10 protein-coding genes are annotated in these 11630 nt (G+C 64.1%); 5 read left to right on the forward strand and 5 right to left on the reverse strand.

Annotated features, from left to right (window positions below; translation table 11 throughout):
- Positions 1–84: 84 nt before the first annotated feature.
- The 3 genes from clpB (at position 85) to KUV82_RS04595 (ending at position 4293) form a co-directional block, all read left to right on the forward strand.
- Positions 85–2661: an ATP-dependent chaperone ClpB gene (gene clpB / locus KUV82_RS04585; RefSeq protein WP_219955710.1), complete on the forward strand. Its 2577-nt coding sequence runs from the start codon at positions 85–87 to the stop codon at positions 2659–2661.
- A gap of 119 nt (positions 2662–2780) precedes the next feature.
- Entirely contained in the window at positions 2781–3248 is a 468-nt protein-coding gene (locus KUV82_RS04590; protein WP_219955711.1) for a hypothetical protein, read from the forward strand.
- A 25-nt stretch (positions 3249–3273) separates the two neighbouring features.
- Complete coding sequence (locus KUV82_RS04595; protein WP_219955712.1) at positions 3274–4293, forward strand: hypothetical protein; 1020 nt, start codon at positions 3274–3276, stop codon at positions 4291–4293.
- A 16-nt stretch (positions 4294–4309) separates the two neighbouring features.
- Here the strand turns inward: KUV82_RS04595 and KUV82_RS04600 are convergent, their stop codons facing one another.
- The 4 genes from KUV82_RS04600 to KUV82_RS04615 all read right to left on the reverse strand — a co-directional run bounded on the left by KUV82_RS04600 (position 4310) and on the right by KUV82_RS04615 (position 8587).
- Positions 4310–4627 (reverse strand): hypothetical protein, encoded by a 318-nt coding sequence (locus tag KUV82_RS04600; RefSeq protein ID WP_219955713.1) that lies wholly within the window; start codon positions 4625–4627, stop codon positions 4310–4312.
- 93 nt (positions 4628–4720) lie between these two features.
- Positions 4721–5008, reverse strand: a complete 288-nt coding sequence (locus KUV82_RS04605) for a hypothetical protein (protein ID WP_219955714.1) — start codon at positions 5006–5008, stop codon at positions 4721–4723.
- 130 nt (positions 5009–5138) lie between these two features.
- On the reverse strand, positions 5139–5417 hold the full coding sequence (locus KUV82_RS04610; RefSeq protein ID WP_219955715.1) for a hypothetical protein: 279 nt from the start codon (positions 5415–5417) through the stop codon (positions 5139–5141).
- Positions 5418–5602: 185 nt separating this feature from the next.
- The gene (locus KUV82_RS04615) at positions 5603–8587 is read right to left on the reverse strand and encodes a TonB-dependent receptor domain-containing protein (protein ID WP_309148096.1); all 2985 of its coding nucleotides are present in this window, start codon (positions 8585–8587) and stop codon (positions 5603–5605) included.
- 367 nt (positions 8588–8954) lie between these two features.
- On the opposite strand from KUV82_RS04615, the gene KUV82_RS04620 reads away from it, so the two are divergent.
- Entirely contained in the window at positions 8955–10127 is a 1173-nt protein-coding gene (locus KUV82_RS04620; RefSeq protein ID WP_219955716.1) for an acetyl-CoA C-acetyltransferase, read from the forward strand.
- A 28-nt stretch (positions 10128–10155) separates the two neighbouring features.
- A complete protein-coding gene (locus KUV82_RS04625) occupies positions 10156–10941 on the forward strand; it encodes an SDR family NAD(P)-dependent oxidoreductase (protein ID WP_219955717.1) in 786 nt (261 codons plus the stop codon).
- An 88-nt stretch (positions 10942–11029) separates the two neighbouring features.
- On the opposite strand, the gene KUV82_RS04630 is transcribed toward KUV82_RS04625, so the two are convergent.
- Entirely contained in the window at positions 11030–11629 is a 600-nt protein-coding gene (locus tag KUV82_RS04630; protein ID WP_219955718.1) for an SDR family oxidoreductase, read from the reverse strand.
- Position 11630: the final 1 nt, after the last annotated feature.

An 11630-nucleotide genomic window follows, 5' to 3' on the forward strand; every position in this document is an offset into this window, starting at 1 on the left:
ACCTCGCGAGAAAACGCGGGGGAGGGGTTGTGTTGCATTATCGCAACACCATATTCGAGCGGCATTATTGATTGGGGTGTTTGCATGAATCTCGAAAAGTTCACCGACCGCGCCAAGGGCTTCCTGCAGGCGGCGCAGACCGTCGCTATCCGCATGAACCACCAGCGGATTTCGCCCGCGCACCTGCTCAAGGCGCTGCTCGACGACGAGCAGGGCATGGCCGCGCAGCTGATCCAGCGCGCGGGCGGCAATCCGGGCGTGGCGATTACCGAAATCGACAACGCGCTGGCCAAGGTGCCGGCCGTTTCGGGTGGCGGAGCCCAGCAGACGCCGGGTCTCGACAACGACGCCGTGCGTGCGCTCGACCAGGCCGAACAGCTGGCGGAGAAGGCTGGCGACAGCTTCGTGCCCGTGCAGCGCCTGCTGCAGGCGCTTGCCCTTGGCGACACGCCCGCGGGCAAGGCGCTGAAGGCGGCGATGGTCGATGCCAAGTCGCTCGAGGAAGCCATCCAGGAAGTTACCGGCGGCCGCAGCGCCGACAGCGCCGGGGCAGAAGAGAGCTACGACGCGATGAAAAAATATGCGCGCGACCTCACCCAGGCGGCGCGCGACGGCAAGCTCGACCCCGTGATCGGCCGCGACGAGGAAATCCGTCGCACGGTGCAAATTCTCGCCCGCCGCACCAAGAACAACCCGGCGCTTATCGGCGAACCCGGCACCGGCAAGACCGCGATCGCCGAAGGCCTCGCGCTGCGCATCGCCAATGGCGACGTGCCCGACAGCCTCAAGGGCCGCACGCTCATGTCGCTCGACATGGGCGCGCTGATCGCAGGCGCGAAGTATCGCGGTGAGTTCGAAGAACGCCTCAAGGCCGTGCTCGACGAGGTGAAGGGCGCCGACGGGCAGATCATCCTGTTCATCGACGAGATGCACACGCTGATCGGCGCGGGCGCGAGCGAAGGCAGCATGGATGCCTCCAACCTGCTGAAGCCCGCCCTTTCGCGCGGCGAGCTGCACTGCATCGGCGCAACCACGCTCGATGAATACCAGAAGTATGTCGAGAAGGATCCCGCGCTGCAGCGGCGCTTCCAGTCGGTCTATATTGACGAGCCGAGCGTGGAAGACACCGTCTCGATCCTGCGCGGCATCAAGGACAAGTACGAGCTGCACCACGGCGTGCGCATCACCGATGGCGCGATCGTTGCCGCAGCGCGCCTGTCCGACCGCTACATCCAGAACCGCTTCCTGCCCGACAAGGCCATCGACCTGATGGACGAAGCGGCCAGCCGCATCCGCATGGAAGTGGAATCGAAGCCCGAAGAAATCGAAGGCCTCGACCGCCGCATCATCCAGCTGCGCATCGAGGAACAGGCGCTGCAGAAGGAAACCGACAGCGCCTCGAAGGACCGCCTCGAGGCACTGCGCAAGGAGCTGTCCGAACTCGAACAGCAGTCAAGCGAGCTGACTACGCGCTGGCAGAACGAGCGCGACAAGATCCACGCCGAAGGCCGGATCAAGGAAGAGCTCGATCAGGCGCGGCTCGAGCTGGAACAGGCCCAGCGTGCCGGCGACCTCGCCAAGGCGGGTGAGCTGCAATACGGCACGATCCCCGCGCTCGAGACCAAGCTCGAGGAAGCCAGCGGCCAGACCGACAACGCGCTGCTGCGTGAGGAAGTGACCGAAGACGACATCGCCGGTGTCGTCAGCCGCTGGACCGGTATTCCGGTCGACAAGATGATGGAAGGCGAGCGCGAAAAGCTGCTCGACATGGAAAACATCCTGTCGAAGCGGGTGATCGGCCAGAGCCAGGCGATCGACGCCGTTTCCAAGGCCGTGCGCCGCGCGCGTGCGGGCCTGCAGGACCCGGGCCGTCCGCTCGGCAGCTTCCTGTTCCTCGGTCCCACGGGTGTCGGCAAGACCGAGCTCACCAAGGCGCTTGCCGGCTTCCTGTTCGACGATGACGACGCGATGGTGCGCATCGACATGAGCGAATTCATGGAAAAGCACGCGGTCGCCCGCCTGATCGGCGCGCCTCCGGGTTATGTCGGCTACGAGGAAGGCGGCGTGCTGACCGAAGCTGTCCGCCGCCGGCCGTACCAGGTGGTGCTGTTCGACGAGGTCGAGAAGGCGCACACCGATGTCTTCAATGTGCTGCTGCAGGTGCTCGACGACGGGCGCCTGACCGACGGGCAGGGCCGCGTGGTCGATTTCTCGAATACGCTGATCATCCTCACCTCCAACCTGGGCAGCCAGTATCTTGCCCAGATGGAGGACGACCAGAAGGTCGAGGATGTCGAACCGCAGGTGATGGACGTGGTACGCGGGCACTTCCGCCCCGAATTCCTCAACCGGCTGGACGAGATCATCCTGTTCCACCGCCTCGCACAGGAGCACATGGCCCCGATCGTCGAGATCCAGGTGGCGCGCGTGCAGAAGCTGTTGAAGGAGCGCAAGATTGTGCTCGACCTGACGGAGGGCGCGAAGAAGTGGCTCGGCCGCGTCGGCTACGACCCGGTCTATGGCGCACGCCCGCTGAAGCGCGCGGTGCAGCGCTATGTGCAGGACCCGCTGGCCGACATGATCCTGGCCGGCGATGTGCCCGATGGCTCGACGGTGAAGATCGACGAAGGCGACGGCGCGCTCGACATGAAGGTGTCCTGACCTCGGCCTGACCCAAAGAACCCCAAGGGGCTCCGGAGCGATCCGGGGCCCCTTTTTCTGGCCAAGCGGCGGCTGGCTGGCTAGGCATGCACCAACGACAGTTTCGCAAAGGAAATCGCATGCTTCGCACCGGTCTGATTGTCGCCGCCCTTGTTGCCTTCCCCGCCGCCGCTTCGGCGCAGGACGGCGGCTCGCAGGCGCTTCTCGAGTGCCGCGAGATCGGCAGCGATAAGGACCGCCTGCGCTGCTATGACGAAGCGCTCGACGCGCAATACGGCGTCAGCGAAGAGCTGAAGGAAAAGCGCGCCCAGTACCGCCGTGACCGTTTCGGCCTGCCGGTGGACGATTCGGGCATGCGGATGACCGAACTTGAGGCGGTCGTCAGCGGCGTCGATGAAGATTTGCGCTCCGGCATGATCACCTTCGGCCTCGACAACGGCCAGGTCTGGCGTCTCACCAGCAGCGGCGGTCTGCGCGCCCGCATCAAGCCCGGCATGACGGTCATCATCAGCGAGAGCGGGATGGGCGGCTACCGGGTCCGCATTCCGGAGAAGACCGGCTTCAAGGGCGTCATCCGCGTGCGCTGAGCCGCGTAGAGCCACACCGTTTCGCATGACTGACGCATCCCTACTCGGCGACGCCGCCTGGCTGCCCCATCGCTACGACGAGATGGGCGACACTTTTCGCTTCCTGCACCTCCCGCGCGAGGCGCAGCGCGCGGTCACCTTCCTGACCGAAGAGCACCTGACCGGCACGGACAAGGCGACACCGGTCGCCGCGGGCTCCATCGATCGTAAGGCGCTGGCGACGGGACCGATCCATTTCGTGTTCCACTCCGCCTATTGCTGCTCGACGCTGGTCGCGCGCATGTTCGATGCGCCGGGTCATGCGATGGGCCTGAAAGAACCGGTGGTGCTCAACGACATCGTCGGCTGGCGCCGCCGCGGGGCCGAGCCGCAGAGGATCGCCGCTGTCCTCGATACCGCGCTGGCGCTGCTCGCCCGCCCGATGGAGGGCGACAAGGCGGTGGTGGTGAAGCCATCGAACATCGTCAATTCGCTGGCTCCCGCCATGATGGGGCTGCGGCCGGATGCGCGGGCCATCCTGCTCTACGCCCCGATCGACGATTTCCTGTCCTCCATCGCGGTCAAGGGTTTGTGGGGCCGCCGCTGGGTGCGCCAGGCCTTGCTCGGCCAGGTACAGGACGGCGTTGTCGCGCAACAATTGAGCGGCGAGGAGCTGTTCGAGTTGACCGATTTGCAGGTCGCAGGGCTGGGCTGGCTATCGCATCACGGGATTTACGCGCGGCTGCTCGAACGTTTCGGCGCGGATCGCATCAAGCTGTGCGACAGCCGGACACTGCTGGCCGATCCGGAAGCGACAGTCCGCGCCAGTTTCTCGCATTTCGGGCTGGAACTTGGCGAGGGGGAGGCGGCCACGATCGCCACAGGGCCCGCTTTCACGCAGAATTCCAAGGATCGCTCCGACTATTCGCGCGAAGACCGCGAAGAGCAGATCGCGGCCACGCGCGCTGCGAACGCGGATGAGATTGCCAAGGTCGCCGAATGGGTGCGCGCAGTGGCGCAGAGCGCGGGAATCGATATTGCGCCCGGAGCAAGCCTGCTCGCTTAGTCTGACTGGAGAGGGATTAGTTGCCCGGAGTGTCCGGGGCGCCGTCCCACATGCCGGTTGCTGCGTTTGCGACAAGCGCCCGGGAAAAGGCGTTGCCCTTGCGCGCTACCTGTTCCCACTGCGCGCGGGTCAGGCAGGTCTTGCGGCGCTTGGCGCGCGACCCGATGACCTTCTCGGTCCGGCAGATGAGCTTCTTATCCTCGGCCTTGGTGTCCGCAGCTGCGGCTTCGCCGGATCCAGCGGTTTCCGGTTCCTGTGCGGATGAGGGAGCCGAGAGAGCCAGCGCGCCCGCTACGGCCGCAAGGGCCAGGGGGCGCAGGTAGGTGTTCGTCATAAGATGCCTCCGTTTCGAAGCTGTCGATTGTCCGGGACCGGCTGTTGCGCCGGTTGCGACCCCTTCCGACCTCCTGAAACGGAGGCGTCTCGATCAGTTGCCGGTCATGCCGGAAGCCATGTCTTCGACCAGGCGATCGGCGACGTTATTGCCATCGCGGGCAACGCGTTCCCATTCGCGGTTCGTCAGGCACACCCGACGCTTCTTCGCGCGCGAGCCGATCACGGATTCGGTGCGGCACTTTACGTAGTCGGGGTGCGTCTTGTCGGTGATCTTGCCCTTGGCGTCGCGTTCCGGCTCGTCCGTGCTGGTCTGGGCTAGAGCGGGAGCGCTGGCCAGAAGCAGGGTCGCGGCGGTGGCAGCAAAAAGGGTTCGCATCATATTCTCCGTTAGCTGGGGCAGCCTATAGCATTGCATTGTTACAGAACGAAAGAAACCCCCGGTTCGGCCCATCAGGGACAAATCGGCGGTGCCTGGCCGGCCCGACGAAAGCGAGTCTGTGATCCGGATATCAGTGAGCGCTGTAGATCGACGCGTGGTCGATAACCATCTGGCGAGCGAAGGTGTTGCCCTTCCGGCTGACAGCCGCCCATTGCGAGCGCTTCATGCAGGTTTTGCGCTTCTTTGCGCGCGAGCCGATCACCTTCTCCGTCCGGCAGATTACCGGGTCCTCCGCCTTGGCGTCCTCAGCCGGTGCCGTTGCGGCGGGTGTGGTCCCGGTTTGCGCAGCGGCGGTGAGGGGGAGCACGGCCAGCGTGGCAGCTGCCAGGATCAGTGGGAGACGGCTCATAGAATTCGCTCCAGTGCGTAGGGATTGAGGCCAAGCAGAGGTAGCTCGGCAAAGCGAGGATACCACACAGGGGGGGCGAGGGAGAAATGCGGGCGGTCGAGGCCCGTTCGACCAGGGCCATCAGGCCAAAAAAATGGGGGCGGTGCCGAAGCACCGCCCCCACTCTTTTCATCCGTTGGATGCGATTAGAAGCGAAGCTTCACCGCAGCCGCGTAACGACGGCCGAGGGCGTCGTAGGTCGACGGGTAGATGTTACCCGAGTTGAACGCGGTCGAACCGATGTCCGAACCGACGATCGTCGGATCGTTGTCGAACAGGTTCTGGATCGTCACGACGAACTCGATGTTCTCCGTGGCCGCCCAACGAGCGCTCAGGTCGAAATAGCTTTCCGACGGGATCTCGTTGAAGTCGACGTCCTGACCCGAAACCGGACCAGCGCCTGCACCGATCTGGCCGATGAAGGCGTCGCCGCTTGCAGCACGCTGCAGGGGCTCGAACTCGACGCCGCTGAGGTAACGCCACAGGAGCGAGACATCCAGCTCATCGAAGAACGAGAACGTCAGGCGGGTGTTGGCCACCCACTCCGGCTGGATCGAACCACAGTTGACCGAGTAGAAGCCAACGCAGTCACGTTCGATCGAAGTCGGGGTTGCCTGGAAGACGTTCTTGTTGACCCAGGTTGCGTCGGTCGAGAAACGCACACCGATGTTGTCGGTGAGGTCCGTACGATAACGCAGGCTGATGTCGATGCCGTCGGTCTTGATCAGGCCGAGGTTCGAGGACTGCAGGAGCAGACCCAGAACTTCGTTCGGCGAACCGTCGAGGCCACCAGTCGTCGCACTACGCGAGATCAGCGAGCAGAACGGGTTCGACGTGCTCGGGGCGTTGTAGCAGCCACCGGTGATGTCGGCCACGGCCGGGCTCGTGATCGCGTCTTCGACCTTGATGTTCCAGTAGTCGACGGTCAGCGACAGGTTGTAGATCGGTTCGATGATCGCACCGATGGTCCAGGTCGTTGCCGTTTCAACGCCGAGGAGCGGGTTACCGCCACCGGTGACGTTGATCTGGCCAGCTGCCGGCTGCAGGATGCTGCCGATCAGGCTCTGGGCCGTTGCGGCACTGGCGCCACCAGCCACGATCTGCTGGACGCAGACTGCGGTAAGGGCAGCGTTGCCAACCGGGTTCGAGCCCGCGCAGGGGTCGACTGCCAGGTTCGACAGGCCAGTGGTGACCGGCGAGAACAGCTCACCGATGTTCGGCGCACGCGACGAACGCTGGTAGTTACCACGGATGGTCAGCTCGTCGATCGGAGTGATCGTACCGCCGGCCTTCCAGGTGAATTCACCACCTGCGGTCGAGTAGTCCGAATAACGGCCACCGAGTTCCAGGGTCACTTCACGGAAGAACGAGTCTTCGATGACCGGGATAACGAGCTCGGCGAAGACGTCCTTCACGTTGTACGAACCGTCGATGTCCGGAGCGGCACCGCCGCCACCGACAACTGCACCCGGGGTCTGCGAAGCTTCGTCCGACAGGCGGGTTGCGGTGTACTTACGGTATTCGGCACCGACTGCGAACGAGATCGGGGTCGGCGCGATGCCGAAGCCGAGATCACCGTCGATGATCGCCTGGACCTGCTGCAGCGAGGCCTGGGTGATCACCTGCTGGGTCAGGCTGAAGACGTAGTCGATCGCTTCCTGGGTGCCCAGGTTACCCTGAAGACCGAAGAGGTTGATCGGAGCACAGCCGCCCGAGGTGTCGATACACTGGACGCCGCCAGCACCGTCGGGGATTGCGAGCATCGACTGCTGGAGGCGGTCGAAGCGAGCAAAGCCGCCCTGACGCTGGATACGCTCGCTCTCACCGTAGGTGCCCGAGACTTCCCAGTTGATGTTGTCGGTGATCGAGCCACGCAGGCCGCCAACCAGGTTGAACAGCGTCGTGGTGAAGTCCGAGTTACGCGTGCCGGCTTCGACCGTACGACGACGGATCGAGCTGCCGAACTGGACGTAGTCGGGGTTCGGCGAACCGTCTGCCAGCGTCGGACCGAACGGCGTGTTGATGCCAGCGGTACATTCGGCAGCGGTGAGGCCGAGGCCGTCACAGTAGGCCTGTGCCAGACCAGCAGGCAGGAACGGGTTGTTCAGGTTCTGCTGGTAGGTGTTGAAGAACGAACCACCCGGAGCGATGATCGTCGAGACGGTGTTCTTCGAGAACGAAGCCTGCGTGAACACTTCCACAGCGTCCGACACTTCGTAACGGGCCGAGCCGTAAACATTGAAGCGCTCGAACGGCGTCAGGAAGATGTTGAACGGGTTGAAGTTGAACGGCTGGTAGAAGCTGCCGTCACGGAAGCCAACGCCGTCCGGTGCGATCTGACCGAAGCCCGACGGCACGGGGCCGACGATAACTGCGGGGATCGAGTTCGACGAACCCGAGGGGTTGCCGCTGAACGAACCGATGTTGAACAGCGAGAAGTCACGGTCGCCCTGGTAGACGGCGTCCTGGTTCTGGTAGCCGATGCTCAGGACTGCGTTACCGCGGCCGTCGTCGAAGTTGGCACCGATGGTGACGTCGGCACGGAAAACGTTGCCGTCGCCTTCTTCGGTGATCTGCTGCGAAGCGGTTGCTTCGACGCCTTCGAAGTCGCGCTTGGTGATGAAGTTAACAACACCGCCGATAGCGTCAGCACCGTAGGTGGTGGTTGCGCCGCCGGTCAGGATTTCCGTACGCTCGATAACGGCGAGCGGAATGTTGTTAAGGTCAACACGGCCGGTCGTGTCAGCCGGCGTGAAGCGGCGACCGTCGAGCAGCACGAGGTTACGGTTGGAGCCAACGCCGCGCAGGTTGACGAAGCTCGAACCGCCGTTGCCGTTGTTAACGGCCGAACCGACGCTCGGAACCGCCGAGGGCAGTTCGCGAAGGAATTCTTCCGCAACGTTGGTCTGGGCGAGTTCAAGGTCGTCGCTGCTGACGACGCTAACCGGGCTGGCCAGCTCAAGGTTCGGGTTCGAAATGCGCGAACCCGTAACGACGATCGCAGGACCGGTGGTAGCTGCAGGCGCTTCGGCGGTTTCGCCGTCGTCCTGAGCCATCGCCGGCTGCGCGATCAGCGCAAGACCGAGAGCGGCGGGTGCCGCACTGGCTTTGAAGTAAGTGTGGAGTTTCACTCTGATAATCCCTCTATTGATCGACCGACCCCTGAGGTCGGATCTCCAAGGAACCCCTGGGAGAGAAGGAGAATCCGCACATGCCTTCCGGCCATACGTATGCGCAATCCCTCCAGTGGAAGGTCGCATGTGCCTTTATGGCCCAGTCCAATGCAAAGCTTTTGTTACACTCTGGACGGATTGGCGTGAGGGGTGTGACGCCTATGTCACACCTAGAGTTTGGCCAAAAATTTCGCCTGCACGGTGCGACTCGGCAAGAGTCGGAAACCGCCTGCCCCCTTTCGGTTGACGTTTACGTAAGGCGGGCCTACGCAACCGGTCCCTATTCAAAACCTACCGCTTCCAGAAATACGACAAGAGGATGACTATGCCTGAAGCCTATATCGTTGAAGCCGTCCGTACGGCCGGGGGTCGCCGCGGCGGTCGCCTCGCCGGTGTCCACCCGGTCGATCTCGCCGCCCAGTCGCTCGATGCGATCATGGAGCGCAGCGGCCTCGACGCGAAGGCGGTGGACGATGTCGTGATGGGCTGCGTCAGCCAGGGCGGCGAACAGGCCATGCAGGTCGGCCGCAACGCCGTGCTTGCCAGCAAGCACCTCGGCGAAGGCGTGCCCGCGGTCACTATCGACCGCCAGTGCGGCTCCTCGCAGCAGGCAATCCAGTTCGCCGCGCAGGCGGTGATGAGCGGAACACAGGACGTGGTCATCGCCAGCGGCGTGGAAAGCATGAGCCGCGTGCCGATGGGTTCGACCGCGATGTTCCACATGAAGGAAGGCCTCGGGAACTACAAATCGCCCGGCCTCGAAGAGAAATACCCCGGCATCCAGTGGAGCCAGTTCATGGGCGCGGAGATGATCGCCCAGAAGCACGGCTTCTCCAAGGACGACCTCGACCGCTTCGCGCTCGCCAGCCACGAAAAGGCAATCGAGGCGACCAAGTCGGGCGCCTTCGAGAAGGAAATCGTCGGCGTGCCGGTGGAGACGCCCGAGGGCGAGCAGCTGCACACGGTCGATGAAGGCATTCGCTTCGATGCCACGCTCGAAGGCATTGCCGGCGTCAAGCTGCTGAGCCCCGAAGGCAAGATCACCGCCGCCACCAGCAGCCAGATCTGCGACGGGTCAAGCGCGGTTCTGGTCGTCAGCGAACAGGCGCTGAAGGACCACGGCCTCACCCCGATGGCGCGTATCCACAATCTCACCGTTACGGCGGGCGATCCGGTCATCATGCTGGAAGAGCCGCTGTTCGCCACCGACCGCGCGCTGCAGCGCGCCGGCATGTCGATCGGCGATATCGACCTTTACGAAGTCAACGAAGCCTTCGCGCCCGTGCCGCTTGCCTGGCTCAAGCACACCGGCGCCGACCCGGACAAGCTCAACGTCAATGGCGGTGCGATTGCGCTCGGCCATCCGCTGGGCGCTTCGGGCACCAAGCTCATGGCCACGCTGGTCCACGCGCTCAAGGCGCGCGGCAAGAAGTACGGCCTCCAGACGATGTGCGAAGGCGGCGGTGTCGCCAACGTGACCATCGTCGAAGCCCTTTAAAGCCCTTAATCCCACGAGAGGAATATCCATGGAAGTCAGCAGCAATACCCCCGCCGTCGTCACCGGCGGTGCCTCGGGTCTCGGTGAAGCCACCGCCCGCGCCATCGCGGCAAAGGGCGCCAAGGTCGCCATCTTCGACATGAACGAAGAAAAGGGCGAAGCGGTCGCCAAGGACATCGGCGGCATCTTCTGCAAGGTCAACGTGACCAGCGACGAAGACGTCGACGCCGGTTTCGCCAAGGCCCGTGAAGCCCACGGCCAGGAGCGTATCCTGGTCAACTGCGCCGGCATCGGCAACGCGATCAAGACCGCCAGCCGTGACAAGCAGACGGGCGAAATCAAGCACTTCCCGCTGCAGGCCTTCGACTTCGTGATCCAGGTGAACCTCATCGGCACCTTCCGCTGCATCGCCAAGTCGGCAGCGGGCATGATGACGCTCGATCCGCTGAGCGAGGACGGCGATCGCGGCGCCATCGTCAACACCGCTTCGGTGGCAGCCGAAGACGGCCAGATGGGCCAGGCAGCCTATTCGGCATCGAAGGGCGGCGTTGTCGGCATGACCCTGCCGATCGCGCGCGACCTGATGCGCGAAGGCATCCGCGTGAACACGATCCTGCCGGGCATCTTCAACACCCCGCTGATGAACGCCGCCCCGCCGCAGGTGAAGGAAGCGCTGGCCGCATCCGTCCCGTTCCCCAAGCGCCTCGGTTACCCCGAAGAATACGCCCGACTCGCCATGACCATGATTGAGACCGGCTATTTCAACGGCGAGGACGTCCGCCTCGACGGCGCGATCCGCATGGCTCCGCGCTAAGCACTAGGCCCTCTGGCAAACAAAAGACGCCGCCCGCGCATCGCTGCGCGGGCGGCGTTGTCGTTTCCGGTGTGGAAACCTTGAGCGGTCAGCCCACGGTTTCCATCAGGCGGATCGCTCCGCTCCAGCTGTCCTGTTCGACTGCATCGGCCAGCAGCACGGCAACATCGCCGCGCGCAGCTTCGCCCTTGGGATCGACATCGTCGCCCAGGCGAACCGAGCCGGTCGGTCCTTCGTCCGTCAGGCTGACCGGGCGCAGGATGGCGTAGTCGAGACCGCTCTGCTTGAGATGTTCATCGGCTTCGTGCTTGGCCTTGAGGTAATGGGCCAGCTTGCCCTCGGGCTCGGGATTGTCCGCTCCGACGGAACTCAGCATGACGAAGCGATCGACGCCGGACTTTGCCGCGATATCGATCAGTCGTTTGGCCCCGTCGCGGTCGACCTTGTCGGTCATTTCCGCGCTGGTGTCGCCGCCCGATCCGGCGGCAAAGACCACCGCGTGACAGCCATCGGTGACATCGTCGGCCAGATCGGTGAGATCGCCGATGCGCTGCTGCGCGCCCTCGGGAAGGGCGCTGGTGTCGGAGGATTCGCGCACCAGGGCGACGGGCGTGTGGCCGCGCTCGCACAGCTCTCTTGTGAGGCGCGTACCGGTGTTGCCGGTGGCGCCTGCGATAAGGATGTTCATG

The sequence above is a fragment of the Qipengyuania flava genome (assembly GCF_019448255.1).
Lineage (GTDB): Bacteria > Pseudomonadota > Alphaproteobacteria > Sphingomonadales > Sphingomonadaceae > Qipengyuania > Qipengyuania flava_A.